Source organism: Mycoavidus sp. SF9855 (assembly GCF_024582735.1).
GTDB lineage: Bacteria > Pseudomonadota > Gammaproteobacteria > Burkholderiales > Burkholderiaceae > Mycoavidus.
The window spans coordinates 1,457,413-1,479,677 of sequence record NZ_CP102085.1 but is presented as its reverse complement, the minus strand read 5'-3'; the positions used below and the strand labels follow the sequence as shown (position 1 = coordinate 1,479,677).

Genomic DNA, 22,265 nt, shown 5'->3' with positions numbered 1-22,265 from the left:
GCCGCTGAAGTTTGAGTAAAATGCTGCGTGCTGGCTAGCTTGGGCAGATATACCAGGTATCCACGCTTTGAAATTCGCTACCCCCGTCTTTGAGAAACCTCTTTAATGAAATTTCGTTTTCCCGTCGTTATTATCGATGAAGATTTTCGCTCCGAAAATATTTCGGGCTCTGGTATTCGTGCATTGGCTGAAGCGATTGAAGGCGCAGGCATGGAGGTGCTTGGCTTAACGAGTTACGGTGATCTGACATCCTTTGCGCAACAGTCAAGCCGTGCCTCGTGTTTCATTCTTTCAATTGATGACGATGAAATCAGCGCCAGCGGCGTCGATGAAAATGGCGAAATCATGGGCGCCTTGATTGCCTTGCGTGCTTTCATCGCCGAGGTGCGTCGGCGTAATGCTGATCTGCCGATTTTTTTGTATGGCGAAACGCGCACCTCGCGGCATATTCCAAACGATATCTTGCGCGAGCTGCACGGCTTTATTCATATGTTTGAAGATACGCCGGAGTTTGTGGCACGCCATATTATACGTGAGGCGAAAAGCTACCTTAATTCGCTGGCGCCGCCGTTTTTTCGGGCGTTGACCCACTATGCTGCGGATAGTTCATATTCGTGGCATTGCCCAGGGCACTCGGGGGGCGTCGCGTTTTTAAAAAGTCCGATTGGTCAGATGTTCCATCAGTTTTTTGGTGAGAACATGCTGCGTGCTGATGTGTGCAATGCCGTCGATGAATTGGGCCAATTACTTGATCATACGGGTCCAGTGGCCGCCTCTGAACATAATGCCGCGCGCATTTTTAACGCCGATCATGTGTTCTTTGTCACCAACGGCACATCGACTTCTAACAAGATTGTTTGGCACGCAACCGTGGCGCCTGATGATATTGTTTTGGTTGACCGCAATTGCCATAAATCGATTTTGCACGCGATTACGATGACCGGTGCGATCCCCGTGTTTTTAACGCCTACACGCAATCACTATGGGATTATCGGCCCCATTCCACGGGATGAATTTAAGCCAGAAAACATTCGCCGCAAGATTGAAGCCAACCCGTTTGCACGTGAGGTGCTCAAGCAAAATCCACTCGTGCGGCCACGGATCTTGACCATCACGCAAAGCACCTATGATGGGGTGGTGTACAACGTTGAAATGATTAAAGAGCTGCTTGGAGATCTGCTGGACACGTTGCATTTTGACGAAGCTTGGTTGCCACATGCCGAGTTTCACCCCTTTTACCGGGATATGCACGCGATTGGCGCCGGCCGTGCACGCACCGGTGCACTGGTCTTTGCGACGCATTCAACGCATAAATTACTGGCGGGTATTTCGCAAGCATCGCAGATTGTGGTGCAAGATTCGGAGCATTTTACGTTTGATCGGCATCGCTTTAATGAAGCGTATCTGATGCATACCTCAACCAGCCCGCAATACGCGATTATCGCCTCGTGTGATGTGGCGGCTGCAATGATGGAGCCGCCCGGTGGCACTGCGCTGGTCGAGGAATCGATTGCCGAGGCGCTTGATTTTCGCCGTGCCATGCGCAAAGTGGGGGCTGACTATGATGCTGATTGGTGGTTTGAGGTTTGGGGGCCAGGCGCTTTAGCTGAAGAAGGCATCGGCGACCGTGAAGATTGGATGCTGGCGCCGAATGACCGTTGGCATGGCTTTGGCGCGCTTGCTGAAGGTTTTAATATGTTGGACCCGATCAAGGCGACGATTATCACGCCAGGGCTTAATGTAGACGGAGAATTTGGCGAGACGGGTATCCCCGCTGCGATGGTGACGCGCTATCTTGCCGAGCATGGCATCATTGTTGAAAAAACTGGGCTCTATTCTTTTTTCATCATGTTTACCATTGGCATTACGAAAGGCCGCTGGAATAGTATGGTGACCGAACTCCAGCAATTTAAGGATGACTACGACAGTAATCAGCCGCTATGGCGCATTTTACCGGAGTTTGTGGCCAGCTATCCGGCCTATGAAAAAGTCGGCTTGCAGGATATGTGCCAACAGATTCATACGGTCTATAAGTCAAACGATGTGGCCCGGATGACCACTGAGATGTATCTGTCCAATATGGAGCCTGCGATGAAGCCGGCTGATGCATTTGCCAAACTCGCGCACCGCGAAATCGATCGGGTGCCGATTAATGAACTCGAAGGCCGCGTCACGAGCGTACTATTAACGCCTTATCCGCCGGGCATTCCATTGTTAATCCCAGGCGAGCGCTTCAATCGTGCGATTGTCCGTTATTTACAATTTGCGCGTGAATTTAACCAGCATTTTCCGGGTTTTTATACGGATATTCACGGTTTGGTGACCGAGATCGTGAATGGGCGCGCTGAATATTTTGTCGATTGTGTGCGCAGCGCATGACCTGTGCATCAAATAGATGTTGAATTAAGTTTAAGTAACGTCAGGTCACACTATCCGAACTGACGTTACTTAGGCGCTTTGCAAGCGGCAACCTGCACTTGACGTTACTTAAGCGCTTTGCAAGCGGCAACCTGCACTGATGTTACTTAAGCGCTTCACGAGCGGCATTCAGTGCCAACTGGACTTGTTCCGGTGCGGTGCCACCTGGATGCCGGCGGCTTGCGACTGAGCCTTCGAGCGTTAAATAGCTAAACACCTCTGGCTCGATTAAGGATGCATTCTCCGGCAGGATACCGCGTAACTCAGCCAGTGTGAGATCGGTCAGATTACAATCGCGTTCGACGCAAACGCGTACTGCATGCGCCACGGCTTCATGCGCATCGCGAAACGGTACGCCGCGCTTGACCAAATAATCGGCTAAATCCGTGGCCGTCGCATACCCTTGTAATGCTGCTGCGCGCATGGCTGCGGGTTTGACCTCAATGCCGCTCACCATATCTGCAAAGATGCGCAAGGTATCGGTTATGGTATCAACGGTATCAAATAGGGGCTCTTTATCTTCTTGATTGTCTTTGTTATAGGCCAGCGGCTGCCCTTTAACCAAGGTCAATAACGCTATCAGGTTGCCGTTGACGCGACCAGTCTTGCCACGGGCGAGCTCGGGGATATCTGGGTTCTTCTTTTGCGGCATGATCGATGAGCCGGTACAAAAACGGTCAGCTAAATCAATAAACCCCACGCGCGGACTCATCCACAGCACCAGTTCTTCAGAGAAACGCGAGAGGTGAGTCATAATCAGAGCGGCTGCGGCGGTGAATTCAATCGTAAAATCTCGATCGGAAACGGCATCGAGTGAATTGGCGCATAGCTTATCAAAGCCAAGTAAGTCGGCAACCCGCTGCCGGTCAATCGGGTAACTGGTGCCGGCTAGAGCAGCAGCGCCTAAGGGCAGATGGTTAACGCGCTTGCGGCAATCCAGTAAACGTTCACTGTCGCGCGCCAGCATTTCGACATAAGCCAGTAAATGGTGGCCAAAGGTGACGGGCTGAGCCACTTGCAAATGCGTAAAACCGGGCAAAATCGTCGCCACGTGATGTTGGGCAAGGTCGATCAGAACACGCCGCAACTCAATTAGCAGCGTATGGATGTGATCGATTTCACCGCGTAACCAGAGCCGCATATCCGTCGCGATTTGATCATTGCGTGAGCGGCCAGTATGCAAGCGTTTACCCGCGTCGCCAATCAGTGTAGTGAGGCGCGCCTCAATATTTAAATGGACATCTTCTAAAATAAGCTGCCAGTTGAATTCACCGCGTTCTATTTCGTCTCGGATTTGCGCCATCCCACGCTTGATCTGGTTGAGGTCGTCCAGGCTGATGATGGCGCATTCGGCCAGCATCGTGGCGTGGGCGAGTGACGCTTCGATATCGACGAAGGCAAGCCGTTTATCAAAAAAAACCGATGAAGTGTAGCGCTGGACGAGTTCGGATAACGGTTCGGAAAAACGAGCCGACCATGCTTCGCCTTTTTTATTAAGCTGAGAGGTCATTGAGATCGCCAATAGAGGTAATAGGCCAACTGGCCTATGCAGTTCAAAGATTTTTAGATTATAACAAGCCCTGCTTGGCTTATCATCCATATAGAAAGAGTTTGTAAAGCCTAGTGAACTGAACCAAGTTAAGCGGCTCTTTTGCAAAAAGGCAGCGAGTGCGTGCTACCATTCATTTTTAATTTACCTGTGTTGCAATGCCTTCTAAGTCAACTCCGTTACGAGCACCTAGCACGCTAGTGATTGCTTCGCGACAAAGCCGTTTAGCCCTGTGGCAAGCTCAATATGTCAGCGATGCGTTGCAAAAATTATATCCAGCGACAAAGATTGAAATCCTGGGCATGACAACGCGCGGTGATCGGATTCTCGACCGCGCCCTTTCGAAGGTCGGTGGCAAGAGCCTCTTTGTTAAAGAGCTTGAATATGCACTGGCCGATGGCCGGGCTCACCTTGCGGTGCATTCGTTAAAGGATGTGCCGATGTTATTGCCAGAGGGGCTTAAGCTGGCGGCTATTTTGGAGCGAGCGGATCCGCGCGATGCTTTTGTTTCTCCTGATTACGAGTCGCTGGCTGCACTGCCAGCGGGTAGCGTGGTTGGCACCTCGAGTTTGCGCCGCGAGGCGATGGTGCGCGCGCGCTATCCGCACCTTAAAGTGCACCCGTTGCGTGGCAATTTGGATACCCGCCTGAATAAATTGGATGCCGGTGAATATGCGGCGATTATCGTGGCGGCTGCGGGCTTAATCCGGCTTGATTTGAGTGAACGTATTCGCCTGTTGCTGGAGCCGAGTGAGAGTTTGCCGGCTGCTGGACAAGGCGCACTGGGGATTGAAATTTGTGCAGAGCGCGCTGATGTCGAAGCCTGGCTTGCGCCGTTGCATCATCACCGCACTGCCTTCGCAGTTGAGGCTGAACGGGCTGTGTCTTGCTCGCTTGGCGGTAGTTGTGACGTGCCATTGGCGGCTTTTGCTCAATGGGAGGGGGAGCTGTTGCATTTAGAGGCGAAGGTGGCAACGCCTGATGGTGGGCGAGTTCTGTGCGCGCAAGGTCAAGCAACGCCAAGTACGCTGGCGCAGGCGGTAGCGCTTGGGCAGAGTGTCGCCGCTGAACTAGGCAGGCAGGGCGCGCATGAGATTGTGCAAGCGCTGAGTTCGCATGCCGCCCCGGCGCATGGCGAATAGATGGGTGGTTTTTTAATGGCGCGTGGGCGTAGCTTGCTTTACCATTGTTTAATCCAATGATGTGTATGCCGATGCAGGCTATGACGCGTACCGCTGTGCTTACTGGCTCACGAGGGCAATCTGTTAGCCTGCTCCAGGCATTGGCGGTAGCTGGCATGGAGGCCTTTGAGTTTCCGCTGATCGAGATTTTCTCAACGCATGACCATACGCTGTTGGCTAAGGCATTTGCTGCGCTGAAGCAATATGCACTGGTTATTTTTGTGTCGCCGGCGGCGATTGAATTTGCCTCGGCTCATTTGCCGCTACAATGGCCAGCGCTGGTGCCCATCGCTGTGGTCGGGCCAGGCAGTGTCCGCGCGCTTAAGCAGTACGGCATTGCCGCGCCATTACAGCGCGTCATTGCACCGGCTCAGCGCAGCGCAGACCAAGCGGTGCGATATGACTCTGAGGCGCTGGCAGCAGCCCTCGAGCAAACGCTTGGCTTGGCCTCATTAAACGGGCGTAGCGTGCTGATTGTACGCGGCGACAGCGGCCGTGAATGGCTGGCTGATACCTTACGTGCAGAGGGCGCTCAGATTGAGGTGGTCAGCGCCTACCGCCGCGCGCTGCCTGTGCCTACGCTAGCTCAATGGACACGCGTACGCGCCTTGCTGGCGGGTGAGCCGCATGCTTGGCTGTTGACGAGTTCGCAAGGGGTGCGTAACTTGGAGCGTTTAGCTCAAGCCCATTTAAGTGAGGCTGAGCAAAGTGCGCTGAAGCGCTCTCCGATCATTGTGCCGCACGCACGGATTGCCGAATGTGCGGATGCGGTGGGTTTTGTTACGGTTACGCAATGTCACGCGGGCGATGAATCGATTGCGCGTGCTTTGCTTTTTTCCACAAGTTAGCGCTATAGGCGTATAAGCATGACTGATCATAAAAATCTGACGCAAGAAGCTTCATCGAAAGTTCCAGCAAAACCAGCCAGCGGCGCGCAGCCATTTCTTTCTGCGCCTGCGGCAACTAAGCCGCAGCGCACGGCTGGCATGCTTTGGCTTTGGTTGATCTGGTTATTGACGGTGGCCGGCGGGCTTGCTGGCGGCTACGTCTTGCACCAAAAATTTAAATCTGAAAATACCCAACTTATTGAGCGCCAACAGACCAATGAGCGCGCGTTGATTGAAGCGGGTATCAAGGGCCAGCAAGCACTTGATACGTTAGGCCAGGTGCAAATGCAATTGGTGCAGTTGACGAGCAAGTTGGACGAAACTCAAACCCGACAGCAGGCCTTGGAGAGCCTTTCGCAAAAACTGACGCAAAGCCGGGATGATTGGATGTTAGCTGAAGTCGAGCAGACCTTAGCGTTTGCCAATGAGCAGTTGCAACTGACCGGTAATGCTCAGCGGGTTTTGGTGACACTGCACAATGCTGATACGCAATTGGCCGCCAGCACTTCACCGCGAGCGTTGGCGGTGCGTAAAGCGCTTGGGCGGGACCTGGAAGCGTTAAAAGCAACGCCGCATATTGACCTGATGGGACTTGCGCTCAAATTGGATGCTGTCCTGGCGCTGGTTGATACGTTGCCGCTGGCGGGCGAGGTGGCCGTGCCGTTAGCTGTGCCAACAGCGAATAGCGAGAGTCCGACTGAGCGCAAGCCGCCCCTGTGGCAAATCGGCTGGCAGCGTTTTAAGGCCGGTGTGATGCAGCAGCTAGCGAGCTTCGTACAAGTGCGCCGGCTTGATCATGCTGACACTTTATTCGTTGCGCCGGATCAAGGTTATTTTTTACGTGAGAATTTAAAGCTAAGGCTGTTAGCAGCACGTTTATCGCTTTTCGCGCGTAATGCGCTCCAGTTAAAAGCGGATGTGCAGGGGGTGACAGCTGCTCTGACGCGTTATTTCGATGCGGCCTCAGCGCATACGAGTAGTGCGCTTGAGTCAATCAAACAGATTGAGCAAGCCTCTGCCGACGTGGCGTTACCAAGTTTAGAGGCCAGCTTGCAAGCTGTGCGTCAACAAAAAAACGGGAGCTAAGCGATGGCAATCCGAGGGCTTTTATGGCTGGCTTTCTTATTTGCGGCAGCTGTTTTGATTGCGCTGCTGGGCAGTTTGGGCACGGGGCAAGTGCTGATTATCCAGGCGCCTTACCGCATCGATATGTCGATCCATTTATTCGGCGTGATGCTGGTGGCCGCATTTATTGCCTTCTACCTACTGCTCCGTTTGCTGGCTCATTTACTCCAAATGCCCGCACGTTTAGCGGCATATCGTATGCGTTTACGTGCGGCTAAGGCGCGTGATGCGCTGTCCTCTGCGGTGAGTCACCTTTTTGCTGGCCGCTTTACCCGGGCGGAAAAAGCGGCTCGTACCGCCTCTTTGAGTGTGGAAAATAAAGATGCTGCAGCGTTGATTGGCGCACGTGCTGCGCATCAACTGCATGAATATGCCCGCCGCGATGAATGGTTGGCGCAGGCCACTGCAAGTCAGTGGCAAGAAGCTAGGCTGTTGTCCAGCGCTAAAATGTGCATCGATGCGCATGATGCAGAAGGGGCTTTGGCGGCACTGAGTGAGATGCCAGCTCAAAGCGCGCGCCGTTTCTCTGCTCAGCACATTGCCCTGCGTGCGCACCAACAGCTTAAGCATTGGCCACAAGTGTTACAGATGATCAAAGCCCTCAATGCGCATGAAGCGCTGCACCCCTTCGCCAATTCGTGGCAGCGCTTGCAGCAGGTGGCGGCAGAGCACGTTTTGCATGAATGCCGTTATGAGGCACAAGCGCTTCTTATGGGTTGGCATAGCCTGCCTCTCTCGGAACAACAGAGGCCACGCACAGCGGATTTGGCAGCGCAGCTACTGATTGCTTTAGAGCGGCATAAAGAGGCTCGGCGCATTATTGAGGAAGTGCTTGCCGAGCATTGGGATGCGTGTTTGTTACGGCGTTATATTCAATGCGCGGGCCAGGATCCTTTGCCTTTAATTCAACGGGCAGAGGCATGGCAACTTGAGCACCCAGACGACCCTGATTTGCTGTTTACGCTGGGGGGGTTGTGCCAGCAGCAAAAACTATGGGGCAAGGCGCAAGCTTTTCTGGAAACAGCATTGCGCCTTGCCAGCCGCAGCGAGGATAGCGTTATGTTGCGCGCAGAAGCGCATCGGGCGCTGGCTCGTTTGCACGAAGAGCTGGGGCAGCGTGATCAGGCGAGCGAGCACTATCGAGCCAGCGCGCTTGCGTTTGAATTGAAAATGGCGGGGTACCCTAATATTCCTTAATGAACTGTCTTCAAAATTGAACCCTCATTTTGTTGACTCGCGGCTTTGGCAGGGGAAACATATTCTTTCGGCGGAATTTTTCCGCTGAGCAGGTCATCGAAGAGCTGGCGTGAGCGGCCACGTAAATAAGGCGCGATGACTGACAAAATATGCCGGCTTGCTTGATTTAGCTCTGCGCCAATCGCGGCTTGGTCATTATATTTACGCGGATTCATGACAAATTGATAGGACAGCCAATAAGTCGCCAGCACGCACATATTGGTTGACATGGTCTCGATCTCCGCCGGCGTGGCTGCCATCTCGCCGTCAGCGACCAGCAACTCGCATAAATCCCGCGCAAAGCGCACTTTATGTTCCATAATTTGTTTGAAATGCGTCTCAAGTGTGCGATTGCGTGCCAGCAGGTCATTCAGGTCGCGGTACAGAAACCGGTAGCGCCAAAGAAAATTGGTCATATATTGTAGATAGGCCCACACTTCATCGATGGTCGTCCGATGATTTTCTGGAAAACGCAGGCGCTTCTCGATTTCTTGTTCAAACTGTGTAAAGATGCTGTTGATAATGTCATCTTTATTGCGAAAATGATAATAAAGGTTGCCCGGGCTAATTTCCATTTCGTCAGCAATGGTGGTTGTCGTGACGTTGGGCTCCCCAATTTCATTAAAAAGTTTTAAAGAAAGTTCAAGAATGCGCTCACGCGTGCGGCGGGGTGGTTTTGCGTCTATCATTTTATATCCCTATTTTAAATTTAGATAAGTCTAAGAAGAGCGGCTTGGATCTATTACGGGACTATAAGCCATTATAGTGAGCTTAAGCACAGTTAGGCGGGGCCTTGTGTCGTGCTTGTACAACGAGCCTCAATGTATTTTGATGGGCGTAATGAGAACTATTATTGTGTGCGCTCATCTGCTCCACCAAGTAAGGCGTAAATTTCTGCTTGACCGACGCATAGTAGCAAGCTATCGTCCTGGGTTCTAAGTAAAAAGTGCTCTCTTATTGTAAAAAATTGTATGTTGTGGATCTCAACGGGCTGTTGAAAACTGGCCATTGACGCCACCGCACCATCCCTTGAGACATGAGAGAGCCTCAGTTGCGATGCCAGCCATAAGCTGGTCCAAGCAAAGTACCTGATCGATTTTTACCAAAAATTGGAAATGGTGAGAAATGAGTGTAATCAATCAACGTAACGAGCAATCTTCTGCCGCCAATTCTCCAATGCCTGAGTCAAATGCGCCTACTCTAGGTGACTCGATTGGCGCGACTGTGCTGATCCGTTCGCTTGAGAAAGAGCAGGTTGAATATATTTGGGGCTATCCCGGCGGCTCGGTTCTCTATATTTACGATGAGCTATATAAACAAGATAAGATTGCGCATATTCTAGTGCGCCATGAACAGGCCGCGGTCCATGCAGCCGATGCTTATGCGCGAGCAACCGGTAAGGTTGGCGTCTGTCTGGTCACTTCAGGGCCTGGCGTGACCAATGCCGTGACCGGCATCGCCACGGCTTATATGGATTCAGTGCCGCTGGTGATTATCAGCGGGCAAGTGCCGACCACGGCGATTGGACAAGACGCATTTCAAGAATGCGATACAGTTGGCATTACACGTCCATGCGTGAAGCACAATTTTTTGGTTAAAGATGTGCATGAGTTGGCAGCGACGATATGCAAAGCCTTTCATATTGCAAGAAGCGGACGGCCTGGCCCGGTTTTAATTGATATCCCAAAAGATATCTCAAAAATGCCGTGCCATTTTGAGTATCCGCAAAAACTTACGCTGCGCTCGTATAACCCCATTACCAAGGGCCATGCTGGCCAAATCCGCAAAGCGTTAAATCTTTTGCTGTCTGCGCAACGGCCCTATATTTACGCCGGCGGTGGCATTATTCTCGGCAATGCGTCGGCTGAGCTTAATCAATTTGCTGATTTACTCGGTTATCCGGTCACCAATACCTTGATGGGGCTAGGCGGCTTTCGTGCTTCTGATCGAAAATTTCTCGGCATGCTTGGTATGCATGGCACCTATGAAGCGAATATGGCGATGCAGCATTGTGATGTACTGATTGCCATTGGGGCGCGCTTTGATGATCGAGTGATTGGCGATCCAGCGCATTTTATGTCAGCCCCCCGCCAGATTATCCATATTGATATCGATCCCTCATCGATTGCCAAGCGAGTCAAAGTGGATATTCCGATTGTCGGCGATGTCAAAGAAATTTTGCAAGATATGCTCGGGCAATTGCAGGCCGGGCGCTTGCCGGTCAAACGCGAAGCCCTGGCTGCTTGGTGGGCGCAAATTGAGCAATGGCGCAGCATTGATTGCTTAAACTATGATCGGACAAGCGAGATTGTTAAGCCGCAATTTGTGATTGAAACACTGTATCAACTGACCCAGGGCAATGCCTTTGTCTGTTCAGATGTAGGCCAGCATCAGATGTGGGCGGCGCAATATTACCGCTTTGATAAGCCACGCCGCTGGATCAACTCTGGCGGTCTTGGTACGATGGGGTTTGGCTTGCCGGCAGCAATGGGCGTGAAGATGGCGTATCCTGACGATGATGTGGTTTGCATCACCGGCGAAGGTTCGATCCAAATGTGCATTCAGGAGCTATCTACCTGCTTACAGCATAATACGCCGGTGAAAATTGTGTCGCTGAATAACCGCTACTTGGGCATGGTGCGTCAGTGGCAACAAGTTGAGTATAGTAAGCGTTATGCGCACTCTTATATGGAAGCCCTACCTGACTTTGTTAAGCTGGCGGAAGCGTATGGTCATGTTGGCATACGGATTGAGAAAACCGTCGATGTTGAGCCTGCTTTGAAAGAGGCATTGCGGCTAAAAGATCGTACGGTTTTTTTAGATTTTCAGACGGATCCAACCGAGAATGTTTGGCCGATGGTGCAAGCAGGTAAGGGCCTTACTGAAATGTTGCTTGGCTCAGAAGACCTTTAATTTTTGTTATGAAGCACATCATTTCTATTTTGCTAGAAAACGAGCCCGGTGCATTGTCGCGTGTGGTTGGGCTTTTTTCCGCGCGCGCATACAATATCGAAACGCTCACGGTAGCGCCAACCGAAGATCCTTCGCTATCACGCATGACCTTGGTGACGGCTGGCTCGGAAGATATTGTTGAACAAATGACGAAACATCTCAACCGCTTAATTGAGGTCGTGAAGGTCATTGATTTGACGGATGGTGCGTATCTTGAGCGTGAGTTGATGCTGATCAAAGTCAGGGCAGTAGGCAAAGAGCGCGAGGAAATAAAGCGCATGGCTGAGATTTTCCGCGGCCGCATTATTGACGTAACGGATAAAACCTACACACTTGAATTAACCGGGGATAGTGGCAAGCTTGATGCCTTTATCGACAGCATTGAGCGCAGCCTGATTTTAGAAACAGTCCGTACCGGCGCTTCAGGCATTGGACGTGGCGAGCGTATTCTCAAACTTTAAATGGCTTGAAATTTTATAAGGAAATATGAATGAAAGTTTATTATGACAAAGACGCAGATCTTTCTTTAGTGAAAGGTAAAACCGTAGCCATTATCGGCTACGGTTCGCAAGGCCATGCTCATGCGCTTAACCTGAACGATAGCGGTGTTAAGGTAACGGTTGGTCTGCGCCGCGATGGCGCGTCTTGGCATAAGGCTGAACAGGCTGGCTTGACGGTTAAAGAAGTGGCCGCGGCCGTACAGGGCGCGGATATTGTGATGATGTTGCTGCCTGATGAGCAGATTGGTAGCGTTTATCGGCGCGAAGTTGAGCCCAATATCAAAGCGGGCGCAGCCCTGGCCTTTGCGCATGGTTTTAGTATTCATTATGGGCAGGTGGTGCCGCGCGCTGACCTAGATGTGATTATGATTGCGCCTAAAGCGCCAGGCCATACGGTACGCTCAACTTATACTCAAGGCGGTGGGGTCCCTCATTTAATCGCGGTGGCGCAGAATCAATCGGGACTGGCGCGTGAGTTAGCATTGTCCTATGCAGTCGCCAATGGCGGTGGGCGTGCAGGTATTATTGAAACGAATTTCCGTGAAGAAACTGAAACCGATCTATTCGGTGAGCAGGCCGTTTTATGTGGCGGCACGGTTGAATTGATCAAGGCGGGTTTTGAAACTTTGGTCGAAGCCGGTTATGCTCCGGAAATGGCTTATTTTGAATGTCTGCATGAACTTAAGCTGATCGTTGATTTGATCTATGAAGGCGGGATTGCGAATATGAATTATTCGATCTCGAATAATGCGGAATATGGCGAATATGTTACCGGCCCCCGCATTGTGACTGAAAAAACCAAAGATGAGATGCGCAAAGTGCTGCAAGATATTCAGAGTGGCGAATATGCAAAAAGCTTTATCACTGAGCATCTGACAGGCGCGCCTACGCTGATCTCGCGGCGGCGTTTAAATGCTGAGCATCAAATTGAGCAAGTGGGTGGCAAATTACGCTCAATGATGCCTTGGATTACGAAAAATAAGCTGGTTGACCAATCAAAAAATTAAACGACATATATGAACTATCCTCACCCAATTATTGCCCGCGAAGGCTGGCCTTTTTTGTTATTTATCGCGGTTTTGACGCTCGTCGTGCAAATCTTTGCCGGTTTTGCGTGGTCTTGGCCATTTTGGCTGCTGACCGTATTTGTGGTGCAATTTTTCCGCGATCCGCCCCGCCCGATTCCAAGCCAAGCTAATGCCGTGCTCAGTCCTGCTGATGGTCGCGTGGTGGCGGTGCAAACTTGCCGCGACCCCTACGCTGAGCGTGAAGCATTGATGATTAGCGTATTTATGAATGTTTTCAATGCCCATTCGCAGCGCTTGCCGGTCGATGGCGTGATTAAAAGAGTGGCTTATTTTCCTGGGGCATTTTTCAATGCAGCGCTGGATAAATCCTCGCTTGAGAATGAGCGTAATGCGTTGGTGATCGAAACAGAGGCAGGACAAACCGTGACGGCGGTTCAGGTCGCCGGACTCGTGGCGCGTCGGATCCTGTGCTATGTGAAGACGAATGAGTCTGTTAAGCGCGGTCAACGTTACGGTTTTATCCGCTTTGGCTCGCGGGTTGATGTGTATCTGCCGCTTGGCAGCCGCCCAAAAATTGCGATTGGTGAGAAAGTGTTTGCTACTTCGACTATTCTGGCTGAATTTGAGTCTTGAAGAAATCGACCAAGCGTCGTCCCCTACCTAAGCTAGGGACTTGTGGCACGTCCCAAGTCCCAAGTCCCAAGTCCCTAGCCCAAAGGTATCGCATAACCTGAAATGTTTTAGGTCAGCTGCGCTTTTTTAAAGGAATTTGAATGTCTGCTTTCAAGCTGCGCCGCGTACGTCAAAACGGTACGTTTTTGCCGCGCTCGCTTCGCCGTCAAGCCGAAGGTGAGGTTGATAATGAAGATACGCTAAGGGTTGAGCGTCAAAGGCACTTACGCAAACGGGGCATCTATTTGTTACCGAATGCATTTACCACGGCGGCGCTTTTTTGTGGATTTTTTGCCATTGTGCAGGCGATGAATCAGCAATTTGAAATGGCTGCGATTGCGATTTTTGCAGCTATGGTGCTCGATGGAATGGATGGCCGGGTGGCGCGTATGACAAAAACGCAAAGTGCCTTTGGTGAGCAATATGACAGCATATCCGATATGGTGTCATTTGGCGTGGCGCCTGCGTTAGTCATGTATGAATGGGCCTTAAAGGATTTAGGGCGTTGGGGTTGGCTCGCGGCCTTTGTCTATTGTGCGGGCTCGGCATTACGCTTAGCGCGCTTTAATACCAACCTGAATAAAATCGACAGTCGTTTTTTCCAAGGTTTGCCTAGCCCCGCCGCGGCTGCCTTGATTGCGGGTTTTGTCTGGCTGGTGATTGATAACCGGATTCCGATGAGGCTCAGTTGGCTGCCTTGGGTCGCTTTTACGTTGACGCTTTATGCCGGCATCACAATGGTCTCAAACGCACCATTTTACAGTGGCAAAACCCTGGATATCCGATATCGCGTGCCATTTGGGGTGATTTTGTTGGTGGTGCTGGCTTTTGTGCTGGTGTCGTCGGACCCGCCGATTATGTTGTTTGGTTTATTTGTTCTGTATGGGCTTTCAGGCTATGTCTTCTGGGCAATTCGTATGCTGCGTGGTAAGTTCAATCCAAGCGCCAAAGACCCGAAACCTTCAGAGAAGGGTGATACAGAGTAGCCGTTAGGCTCGGCTTAATTTTGGCTTTCTGGGTGCGCTAGAGATGTCTGACAAACTAATCATTTTCGATACTACCCTGCGGGACGGCGAACAGTCACCCGGCGCATCCATGACCAAAGAGGAAAAGTGGGCCGGTGGCAGGTGAAAAAAGTAGGAGAGGAGGCTAAAGCGATTTTATGCTGGTGTTCTGGGCACGAAGTCCTGAGAGTGAAGGATATGTTATTCGAAGGGGTGCGGAGGTTAAGCGAGATGAATGAGACGCTTGTGAAGCAGCGCGGCGCGGGCGTGTCGTAGGCATACAGAACAGAAGTTCGAATAATGAAGGAGATAAAAGTCTAGAACTAATGCTCTGTGGATAAGCTGCATAAAAGATGAGTGATGAGACTATTTAAGCCTATACAGCAACAAAATCACTCTGAATCCGTAATGCTTCCACCTCTGAAATACCTGCCTGCGCAGCAAATTCTGGCCAGCGTGCAAGCGCCGCCATGACCTGTTTAATCACCTCTTTGCAGCGTGGCGCAAAGAAGCGGTCGCCTACGCTTAATAAGTCATCACGAGTGATATTTTTGAACGCCCCATTAACTGACATTAAATGCTGATAAGTCCATTGTCCTTTTGAGTTATAAGCATGGGTTACGTCATAGGCAGGTGAAAGCCGCCATTGCCCATTTTTTGCCAAAAGAAACGATAGATTTTTGGTGTGGTCATCACAGTTTGCAGCCAGGACATTAAAGACCATGCGACGAAAACCTTCTTCTAGAGCGCCTGGTCCTAAACCAAGCTTTTGAATGACTTGAAAGTACTGACTATAACTATGGGTGGCGCGCTGCTTGTAGTCTAGGTGCTGCATGGCACATAGCGTTTGGGCGTGAAGCTTGCTTCCATCCTGCCGATCGAAGCGCCGGGTCATAAAATGAGCGCGCCCGTTTTCTTCGAGTAAGCGGCATTCGGTCATAGTTATGCCGGCGGCCGTTGCCATTAGGTAGTAAGCATACTCGATTCTTCCATAATAAGCGCTTGCACCGAGTTCGCTGTCTTGGCCTACGCCATCGAGCTTGAGCAGCCAGTAGTCAAAGCCGGGATCAGCCGGCAATTGACCAGAGCGAATTTCATTGGTTTCAGCATTCCAGGCAATAACTGCTTTTGCGCGCGCGCCGCCCGCTGAAGTACCGACCTGAATCAGGTTCATGATCGCAGCTTCGGTTTCTTTATCGCCTTCAAATTTACCTGCCAGCGCTTGTTGAGAGCTGATCACTAATTCGTGGAGCTTGAGCGCAGTTGAGCGTGTTCGTTTGGGGCCACGGGCAGGACGAAATTCTAACGCCCCTATGCCCCGATTGCCCATATACGCGAGACGATCAAGTGGAGTGATGGCATTTTTTTCTACCCCTTCTTGTGCCAGATAAGCATCGATTAGCGCATTACCGAAATCGTCGGGGAGAGCGTCAGCCAGCATTGCCGGCAAGCGCTTGTAAGTGCCTTCTGGTAATGCAGGAAAAACATATAAAGATTGTGCAACAGGCATCGTCAATGGGGCTAGTTCAATGCCTTGTGTTTGCCATGTGGGATCGTATTCAAAGACATAGTAGCCAAGCGACGGGGCTAGCGTCACCGCGCCGACCGTTTTATCCCAGGCTCGCACTTCAATCATATCGACAGCTTGGTACATGTGTTTTTTATCCTTTGCCAGTTTTGTCCTGGCGCGGCCGATAAACCTTCATCCGAGGTTGAGTTTTGCGCGTGGCTTTAAGCATTTGCATTGGACTGATGGGTATGATCGGAGCTAATAGTTCGAGCCAGTCGGTGCGGTTTAAGGCGCGGATCACTTTGAGTAGCGTGTTAAGAGAAGAGCCTTTGCCATTTTCCAAGTTTTTGATGGCGCCAGCACTACTATTAGCAAGTGCTGCAAGTTCAGCTTGGCCAAACCCAGCCCGAATCCGTAGCGTGCGGAGTTGTGCGCCAAGATAAAGCGCCCATTCATCGGTAGACCGTTGGTGTTCAATTAGAGACATATATTTATCTTTAATAGATTCAATTTTCTATTGAAGCCGTAATTATATCTATATTATAGAATTAGTCTATGCTGAAAGATATGTTGGGTAGTCCCTTTTCGTTATCATGAAGCGCACTCCCGCCCTAGGAAAAGCTGGATCTCGCTTACTCCATTGAGGGTTTTTCTTACGCAAGGCAAGTAAAAAAATCACCCGCCCCGCATCCGGGGCGTCTAGGTTCCAACAGTCGCCAAGCCACGAGACCTTGGATATCTCTTCTGCAGCACAAAGATAGAACGATTGGATGGGATTCTATGATTTTAAGAATTTTTGACGTATGTTATTCGATGTTATATGAGGAATCGGTATATCTTTTGTGGAATTAATTTATGCATGAAAACATGAGTCTGCGTTTAGAGACTTGATGTATCGGTCCCTTTGAGCAAATAAAAGATCCTCCTATACTTGACTAAATTCCTAGGTTATTTATACTTGACAAAGATAGTCAGGTTATTGAGTGCACTGCATAGAAATAGTTAGGCTACTGAGCCTAATTTGATCACTTTGCCCGCTACGATGTTTTTGCCTACCTATGAGACTTACGACAAAAGGCCGTTTCGCTGTGACCGCCATGCTAGATTTAGCGTTACACCGCGCTAAAGGCCCGGTCACGCTTGCCGTCATTAGCGAGCGGCAACGCATTTCGCTGTCGTATCTTGAGCAATTATTTAGCAAGCTGCGCCGGCATGGCATTGTCGAGAGTGTGCGTGGGCCAGGTGGCGGCTATAAACTTGGTCGGCAAGTTGAAGAAATTACAGTCGCAGATATCGTTATTGCAGCTGATGAAGCGCTTGATGCGACGAGTTGCGGTGGCAAAGGTAGCTGCGATCATGCTCCTCATCAAGAAGGACATTGCATGACGCATAGATTATGGTCGACATTGAATCAAAGAATGCGTGAGTACCTTGATTCAGTATCACTACAAGATTTGGTGGCTCAGCAGCTGATGCCTGAGCCTTGCTTGACCGTATTACACGACCAGCGTGTCAGTACAATGAATATAATTTAAGGTTTTCGGAGCCATTGATGAAAGAAGTTCTTCCCCGCTTTCCGATCTACCTGGATTACAGCGCGACTACGCCTGTTGATCCTCGGGTTGCGGACAAAATGATCCCTTATTTGTGCGAGCAGTTCGGCAATCCGGCTTCGCGCAGCCATTCTTATGGTTGGACGGCGGAGCAAGCGGTAGAAGACGCGCGTGCGCAAGTGGCGGCCTTGGCCAATTGCGATCCTCGTGAAATTGTTTGGACTTCGGGTGCGACTGAGTCGAACAACCTGGCTATAAAAGGCGCTGCGCATTTCTATCAAAGCAAAGGTAAGCATATTATTACCGTTAAAACCGAGCACAAAGCTGTGCTGGATACCTGTCGTGAGCTTGAGCGACAAGGTTTTGAGGTGACTTATCTTGAGGTTCTAGAAAACGGCTTGTTGGATCTTGATGCCTTTAAGCAAGCGCTTCGTCCCGATACGATTTTAGTTTCGGTGATGATGGTCAATAATGAAATCGGTGTGATCCAAGATATTGAGCAAATCGGTGAAATTTGTCGCGATAAAGGCATTATTTTTCATGTGGATGCAGCGCAAGCGGCAGGTAAGGTGGGGATTGATCTAGCCCGCTTAAAGGTTGATTTGATGTCTTTTTCTGCGCATAAGGCGTATGGCCCTAAAGGCATTGGCGCAATGTATATTCGCCGCAAACCGCGCGTCCGCATCGAAGCGCAGATGCACGGCGGCGGCCATGAGCGGGGCATGCGCTCAGGCACTTTGCCGACGCACCAGATTGTCGGCATGGGCGAAGCTTTTCGCCTAGCTCATGAAGAAATGGACGCTGACACTAAGCATGCGCGTGCGCTTTATGACAGACTGCTGCAGGGTCTAAGTAAAATGGAAGAAGTGTATGTAAACGGCGATACACAGCAGCGCGTGCCTCACAATCTGAACATTAGCTTTAATTTTGTTGAGGGCGAATCGTTGATTATGGCGGTCAAGGATATCGCCGTATCATCTGGCTCTGCTTGTACCTCGGCCTCGCTTGAGCCTTCTTATGTATTGCGTGCGCTTGGGCGTAATGATGAACTGGCGCACAGTTCAATTCGGTTTTCTGTAGGGCGCTTTACGACGTTACAGGAAATAGATTACGTGATCCGTTTGATGGAAAGTAAAATTGCTAAGTTGCGCGATTTGTCGCCATTGTGGGAAATGCACCAAGCGGGGGTCGATCTGAATTCGATCGTCTGGGCAGCACATTGACGGCGGCTAGAGCCGATTTATCGATAAGCGATTTGCGCTTCGCCTAAAGTGGTATGCAGTATGTAACTTGGCTGAAACTAGCTGAGTCAATAAAAGGTTTTTTTGGGAGTTAGATCATGGCATACAGTGATAAGGTACTCGATCATTACGAGAATCCCCGTAATGTTGGGTCATTTGATAAAAGCGGGGACGGCATTGGCACTGGCATGGTGGGTGCGCCGGCCTGTGGGGATGTGATGAAGCTGCAAATTCGAGTGGGCGCTGACGGCGTGATTGAAGATGCAAAGTTTAAGACCTATGGCTGTGGCTCGGCGATTGCCTCAAGCTCGCTGGTGACTGAATGGGTTAAAGGTAAGACGCTTGATCAGGCGTTGGCAATCAAGAACACGCACATTGCTGAAGAATTGGCGTTGCCGCCAGTGAAGATCCATTGTTCGATTCTGGCCGAAGACGCGATTAAAGCTGCCGTGAAAGATTATCAAGAGCGTCATGGCAAAGTGGCTGAGCTGACTGCACCTGAGCAAGCGGTTTAATTTTAGAAGGCAAATTAAGCAGGGCGACACGCCCTACATTTTTCTGAGTGAAGATGGCCATTACGTTGACTGAAAAAGCGGCGCAGCATGTGGAAAAATATTTGCTACGCCGTGGCAAAGGGGTTGGCTTGCGCTTGGGCGTGCGTACGACGGGCTGTTCTGGGCTTGCGTATAAGCTTGAATATGTGGATGCGCTGGCGCCAGAAGACCAAGTATTTGAAAGTTATGGCATAAAAGTCGTAGTTGACCCAAAGAGCCTGGCTTACATTGACGGTACTGAATTGGACTTTGCACGGGAGGGCTTGAATGAAGGTTTCAAATTCAAGAATCCAAATGTCAAAGATGAATGTGGGTGCGGTGAATCATTCCGAATTTAAAACAGCAGCGGCAACTAATCTAGCATCTGAGCGTAGCGCTGATTTATGCTAGTTTTTTGTCGTTAGCTAAGAGCTTGGCGGCTTAATTTCCATGTCATCTTTAAGCAGTACTCATTTCGAATTATTTGGCTTGCCTACAAGTTTCATAATTGATGACGATAAACTTGCTAGCGCTTATCGCACGGTGCAGGCGCATACTCACCCGGATCGTTTCGCAGCGGATTCTGAGGCTCAAAAGCGGGTTGCCTTGCAATGGGCGACGCGGGCTAACGATGCCTATCGCACATTAAAAGATCCATTGCGACGGGCGATTTATGTATTGCAGTTACGCGGGATTGAAACGCAGGCCGAGAATAACACCGTGATGGCAAGCGCCTTTCTAATGCTACAGCTAGAATGGCGCGAATCTATTGAAGCCGCAAAACTAGAAAAAAATCTGCCGGCGCTTGAGGTGTTGCTCGATACATTGCAAGCCGCGCGCACGACGCGTTTTGCAAAACTCGCGAGTCTGTTTAAGACCCAGATGGATCAAGCCGCGGCTGATGTGGTGCGCGAATTGATGTTTATCGAACGCGTTGTCCACGAAGCGCAGGCTCAGATTGAAAAACTTGAATACATGTAAAAGGCAATCTGATGGCTCTATTACAAATTTCCGAACCCGGTCTAGCGCCCGCCCCTCATGAGCGGCGGCTGGCGGTTGGCATTGATCTTGGCACAACCCATTCATTAGTTGCTGCGGTGCGCAATGGCGTGTCCGAGGTACTGCCTGATCTGGACGGGGCGTTATTATTGCCCTCCGTGGTGCGCTATCTAACAACGGGTAAACCACAGCTCGGCCGATTGGCCAAAGAACAGGCCGCACTTGACCCTAACAATACGATTGTTTCGGTCAAGCGTTTAATGGGCCGTGGCAAAGCAGAAATAGAAAATACGGCGCACGTGCCGTACGACTTGGTTGATGCGCCTGGCATGGTGCAAATCAAAACGGTAGCTGGTGTCAAAAGCCCGGTCGAAGTCTCGGCTGAAATTCTTGCCGCCTTGCAGCAACGTGCACAAGCCTCGCTCGGGGGCGAGTTGGTTGGCGCAGTGATTACGGTGCCGGCTTATTTTGATGAGGCGCAACGGCAAGCCACCAAAGATGCGGCCGAGCTTGCCGGCCTTAACGTCTTGCGCTTGCTCAACGAACCCACTGCCGCCGCAATTGCCTATGGTCTTGAGAGTGGCGCGCAAGGAATCTATGCGGTCTATGATCTAGGTGGTGGCACCTTTGACTTGTCGATTCTTCAGTTGACGCAAGGCGTATTTGAGGTACTGGCCACCGGTGGCGACTCAATGCTGGGCGGCGACGATTTTGACCAGGCATTATTGGAATATGTGCTGGCCAAAGCGGTGCCAGACACACCAACATTAACTGCTGGCGATAAGCGATTGTTGCTGGATGCTGCGCGTAGCGCGAAAGAAGCGTTATCGAGTGCACCACAAACCCGTATCGATCTCCTGCTCTCAAATGGCGTACGGATCGCCGTGACGGTGCGCGAGGCCGAGTTTGCTGAACTCGTTCAGCCGCTCGTACAGCGGACCTTAGTGACCATGCGCAAAACTTTACGCGATGCGCAGATTGCGGCAAAAGATGTGCAAGGCATTGTGTTAGTCGGTGGCGCCACGCGGATGCCGGTGGTTTGCCGCGCGGTTGAACTGTTTTTTGGGCAGCCTGTGCTCACCGGCATTGATCCGGACCAAGTGGTGGCGCTGGGGGCCGCGATTCAAGCGGATCTATTAGCGGGTAACCGGCGTGATGAGGATGATTGGCTGCTGCTGGATGTGATTCCGCTCTCGCTGGGGGTAGAAACGATGGGTGGCTTGGTGGAAAAAATTATTCCACGTAACTCGGCCATTCCGGTGGCGCGAGCGCAAGAGTTTACAACCTTCAAAGATGGCCAGACGGCAATGTCGATCCATGTTGTGCAGGGCGAGCGTGAACTCGTGGCAGATTGCCGCTCGCTGGCGCGCTTTGAGTTGCGTGGGATCCCGCCAATGACAGCTGGCGCTGCGCGGATTCAAGTAAGCTATCAGGTGGATGCCGATGGTTTATTGTCCGTGTTTGCGCGTGAGCTGCAATCCGGTGTGGCTGCTTCAGTCGTGGTCAAGCCCTCATATGGCTTAAGCGACGAAGAGATCGGTCGCATGCTTGATGACAGTTTCCAAGCGGCCAATATCGATAAACATGCGCGTGCATTGCGCGAACTACAAGTCGACGCTGAACGGTTATTGGCCGCAACAGCAAGCGCTTTAGCCCGCGATGCAGATTTGCTCAGTGCGTCAGAACAAGCAACCATTGATAGCGCCACAAAAGCGCTGCAGGAAGTCAAAAATGGCGCGCACAGCGATGTCCTTGAGCGCGCCATTGAGGTTTTAGCAGCCGCTACTGATGAATTTGCCGCACGGCGCATGAACCAAAATATCCGCACGGCGCTTGCTGGCCGCAAAGTGGATGAGCTGACTGAACAATAAAATTAC

General features: G+C 51.0%; 19 protein-coding genes and 1 pseudogene. 16 read left to right on the top strand and 4 right to left on the bottom strand.

The window, feature by feature from the left end; translation table 11 throughout:
- The first annotated feature begins 105 nt into the window (after nucleotides 1-105).
- A complete protein-coding gene (locus NQD60_RS05790) occupies nucleotides 106-2,379 on the top strand; it encodes an arginine/lysine/ornithine decarboxylase (protein ID WP_257100037.1) in 2,274 nt (757 codons plus the stop codon).
- Nucleotides 2,380-2,521: 142 nt separating this feature from the next.
- On the opposite strand, the gene argH is transcribed toward NQD60_RS05790, so the two are convergent.
- On the bottom strand, nucleotides 2,522-3,928 hold the full coding sequence (gene argH / locus NQD60_RS05785) for an argininosuccinate lyase (RefSeq protein ID WP_257100036.1): 1,407 nt from the start codon (nucleotides 3,926-3,928) through the stop codon (nucleotides 2,522-2,524).
- A gap of 197 nt (nucleotides 3,929-4,125) precedes the next feature.
- On the opposite strand from argH, the gene hemC reads away from it, so the two are divergent.
- The 4 genes from hemC (at nucleotide 4,126) to NQD60_RS05765 (ending at nucleotide 8,357) form a co-directional block, all read left to right on the top strand.
- The gene (gene hemC, locus NQD60_RS05780; RefSeq protein WP_257100035.1) at nucleotides 4,126-5,109 is read left to right on the top strand and encodes a hydroxymethylbilane synthase; all 984 of its coding nucleotides are present in this window, start codon (nucleotides 4,126-4,128) and stop codon (nucleotides 5,107-5,109) included.
- 65 nt (nucleotides 5,110-5,174) lie between these two features.
- Nucleotides 5,175-5,996, top strand: coding sequence for a uroporphyrinogen-III synthase (locus tag NQD60_RS05775; protein ID WP_257100034.1), 822 nt, complete (start codon nucleotides 5,175-5,177; stop codon nucleotides 5,994-5,996).
- Nucleotides 5,997-6,014: 18 nt separating this feature from the next.
- On the top strand, nucleotides 6,015-7,121 hold the full coding sequence (locus NQD60_RS05770; protein WP_257100033.1) for a uroporphyrinogen-III C-methyltransferase: 1,107 nt from the start codon (nucleotides 6,015-6,017) through the stop codon (nucleotides 7,119-7,121).
- Nucleotides 7,122-7,124: 3 nt separating this feature from the next.
- Nucleotides 7,125-8,357: a heme biosynthesis HemY N-terminal domain-containing protein gene (locus NQD60_RS05765; RefSeq protein WP_257100032.1), complete on the top strand. Its 1,233-nt coding sequence runs from the start codon at nucleotides 7,125-7,127 to the stop codon at nucleotides 8,355-8,357.
- Here the strand turns inward: NQD60_RS05765 and NQD60_RS05760 are convergent.
- Nucleotides 8,354-9,082, bottom strand: coding sequence for a TetR/AcrR family transcriptional regulator (locus NQD60_RS05760; RefSeq protein ID WP_257101273.1), 729 nt, complete (start codon nucleotides 9,080-9,082; stop codon nucleotides 8,354-8,356). The two genes, NQD60_RS05765 and NQD60_RS05760, sit on opposite strands and share 4 nt — an antisense overlap.
- Before the next feature lie 490 nt (nucleotides 9,083-9,572).
- Here NQD60_RS05760 and NQD60_RS05755 point away from each other — a divergent pair, with 490 nt between their 5' ends.
- The 5 genes from NQD60_RS05755 to pssA all read left to right on the top strand — a co-directional run bounded on the left by NQD60_RS05755 (nucleotide 9,573) and on the right by pssA (nucleotide 14,534).
- Complete coding sequence (locus NQD60_RS05755; RefSeq protein ID WP_257101272.1) at nucleotides 9,573-11,309, top strand: acetolactate synthase 3 catalytic subunit; 1,737 nt, start codon at nucleotides 9,573-9,575, stop codon at nucleotides 11,307-11,309.
- Between the two features lie 8 nt (nucleotides 11,310-11,317).
- Nucleotides 11,318-11,809 (top strand): acetolactate synthase small subunit, encoded by a 492-nt coding sequence (ilvN, locus tag NQD60_RS05750; RefSeq protein WP_223691428.1) that lies wholly within the window; start codon nucleotides 11,318-11,320, stop codon nucleotides 11,807-11,809.
- A 29-nt stretch (nucleotides 11,810-11,838) separates the two neighbouring features.
- Complete coding sequence (ilvC, locus tag NQD60_RS05745) at nucleotides 11,839-12,855, top strand: ketol-acid reductoisomerase (RefSeq protein WP_257100031.1); 1,017 nt, start codon at nucleotides 11,839-11,841, stop codon at nucleotides 12,853-12,855.
- A gap of 9 nt (nucleotides 12,856-12,864) precedes the next feature.
- Nucleotides 12,865-13,509 (top strand): phosphatidylserine decarboxylase, encoded by a 645-nt coding sequence (locus tag NQD60_RS05740; protein WP_257100030.1) that lies wholly within the window; start codon nucleotides 12,865-12,867, stop codon nucleotides 13,507-13,509.
- Between the two features lie 140 nt (nucleotides 13,510-13,649).
- Nucleotides 13,650-14,534, top strand: a complete 885-nt coding sequence (pssA, locus tag NQD60_RS05735) for a CDP-diacylglycerol--serine O-phosphatidyltransferase (protein ID WP_257100029.1) — start codon at nucleotides 13,650-13,652, stop codon at nucleotides 14,532-14,534.
- A gap of 394 nt (nucleotides 14,535-14,928) precedes the next feature.
- Here pssA and NQD60_RS05730 read toward each other — a convergent pair whose 3' ends face one another.
- Both NQD60_RS05730 and NQD60_RS05725 read right to left on the bottom strand, forming a co-directional pair.
- Nucleotides 14,929-16,206, bottom strand: a complete 1,278-nt coding sequence (locus NQD60_RS05730) for a type II toxin-antitoxin system HipA family toxin (RefSeq protein WP_257100028.1) — start codon at nucleotides 16,204-16,206, stop codon at nucleotides 14,929-14,931.
- A gap of 7 nt (nucleotides 16,207-16,213) precedes the next feature.
- A complete protein-coding gene (locus NQD60_RS05725) occupies nucleotides 16,214-16,549 on the bottom strand; it encodes a helix-turn-helix domain-containing protein (RefSeq protein ID WP_257100027.1) in 336 nt (111 codons plus the stop codon).
- A gap of 571 nt (nucleotides 16,550-17,120) precedes the next feature.
- Between NQD60_RS05725 and iscR the strand changes: the two are divergent.
- The 6 genes and pseudogenes from iscR to hscA all read left to right on the top strand — a co-directional run.
- Nucleotides 17,121-17,531 (top strand): annotated as a pseudogene (iscR, locus tag NQD60_RS05720) (Fe-S cluster assembly transcriptional regulator IscR); the annotation flags it as partial.
- An 83-nt stretch (nucleotides 17,532-17,614) separates the two neighbouring features.
- Entirely contained in the window at nucleotides 17,615-18,838 is a 1,224-nt protein-coding gene (locus tag NQD60_RS05715; RefSeq protein ID WP_257100026.1) for an IscS subfamily cysteine desulfurase, read from the top strand.
- Nucleotides 18,839-18,954: 116 nt separating this feature from the next.
- The gene (iscU, locus tag NQD60_RS05710) at nucleotides 18,955-19,371 is read left to right on the top strand and encodes a Fe-S cluster assembly scaffold IscU (protein ID WP_257100025.1); all 417 of its coding nucleotides are present in this window, start codon (nucleotides 18,955-18,957) and stop codon (nucleotides 19,369-19,371) included.
- Between the two features lie 53 nt (nucleotides 19,372-19,424).
- Entirely contained in the window at nucleotides 19,425-19,748 is a 324-nt protein-coding gene (gene iscA, locus NQD60_RS05705; protein WP_223691412.1) for an iron-sulfur cluster assembly protein IscA, read from the top strand.
- A gap of 91 nt (nucleotides 19,749-19,839) precedes the next feature.
- Complete coding sequence (gene hscB, locus NQD60_RS05700; RefSeq protein WP_257100024.1) at nucleotides 19,840-20,370, top strand: Fe-S protein assembly co-chaperone HscB; 531 nt, start codon at nucleotides 19,840-19,842, stop codon at nucleotides 20,368-20,370.
- Nucleotides 20,371-20,381: 11 nt separating this feature from the next.
- Nucleotides 20,382-22,259: a Fe-S protein assembly chaperone HscA gene (gene hscA, locus NQD60_RS05695; RefSeq protein WP_257100023.1), complete on the top strand. Its 1,878-nt coding sequence runs from the start codon at nucleotides 20,382-20,384 to the stop codon at nucleotides 22,257-22,259.
- The last annotated feature ends 6 nt before the right edge of the window (nucleotides 22,260-22,265 follow it).

Excerpts from the sequence above, each read along its gene's own strand:
- hscA (WP_257100023.1), top strand. The coding sequence starts at position 20,382 with ATGGCTCTATTACAAATTTCCGAACCCGGTCTAGCGCCCGCCCCTCAT.
- NQD60_RS05755 (WP_257101272.1), top strand. The coding sequence starts at position 9,573 with ATGCCTGAGTCAAATGCGCCTACTCTAGGTGACTCGATTGGCGCGACT.
- NQD60_RS05740 (WP_257100030.1), top strand. The coding sequence starts at position 12,865 with ATGAACTATCCTCACCCAATTATTGCCCGCGAAGGCTGGCCTTTTTTG.
- argH (WP_257100036.1), bottom strand. The coding sequence starts at position 3,928 with ATGACCTCTCAGCTTAATAAAAAAGGCGAAGCATGGTCGGCTCGTTTT.
- iscU (WP_257100025.1), top strand. The coding sequence starts at position 18,955 with ATGGCATACAGTGATAAGGTACTCGATCATTACGAGAATCCCCGTAAT.
- NQD60_RS05725 (WP_257100027.1), bottom strand. The coding sequence starts at position 16,549 with ATGTCTCTAATTGAACACCAACGGTCTACCGATGAATGGGCGCTTTAT.
- hemC (WP_257100035.1), top strand. The coding sequence starts at position 4,126 with ATGCCTTCTAAGTCAACTCCGTTACGAGCACCTAGCACGCTAGTGATT.
- NQD60_RS05770 (WP_257100033.1), top strand. The coding sequence starts at position 6,015 with ATGACTGATCATAAAAATCTGACGCAAGAAGCTTCATCGAAAGTTCCA.
- pssA (WP_257100029.1), top strand. The coding sequence starts at position 13,650 with ATGTCTGCTTTCAAGCTGCGCCGCGTACGTCAAAACGGTACGTTTTTG.
- NQD60_RS05775 (WP_257100034.1), top strand. The coding sequence starts at position 5,175 with ATGCCGATGCAGGCTATGACGCGTACCGCTGTGCTTACTGGCTCACGA.
- iscA (WP_223691412.1), top strand. The coding sequence starts at position 19,425 with ATGGCCATTACGTTGACTGAAAAAGCGGCGCAGCATGTGGAAAAATAT.
- ilvC (WP_257100031.1), top strand. The coding sequence starts at position 11,839 with ATGAAAGTTTATTATGACAAAGACGCAGATCTTTCTTTAGTGAAAGGT.
- ilvN (WP_223691428.1), top strand. The coding sequence starts at position 11,318 with ATGAAGCACATCATTTCTATTTTGCTAGAAAACGAGCCCGGTGCATTG.
- NQD60_RS05730 (WP_257100028.1), bottom strand. The coding sequence starts at position 16,206 with ATGTACCAAGCTGTCGATATGATTGAAGTGCGAGCCTGGGATAAAACG.
- NQD60_RS05765 (WP_257100032.1), top strand. The coding sequence starts at position 7,125 with ATGGCAATCCGAGGGCTTTTATGGCTGGCTTTCTTATTTGCGGCAGCT.
- hscB (WP_257100024.1), top strand. The coding sequence starts at position 19,840 with ATGTCATCTTTAAGCAGTACTCATTTCGAATTATTTGGCTTGCCTACA.
- NQD60_RS05790 (WP_257100037.1), top strand. The coding sequence starts at position 106 with ATGAAATTTCGTTTTCCCGTCGTTATTATCGATGAAGATTTTCGCTCC.
- NQD60_RS05715 (WP_257100026.1), top strand. The coding sequence starts at position 17,615 with ATGAAAGAAGTTCTTCCCCGCTTTCCGATCTACCTGGATTACAGCGCG.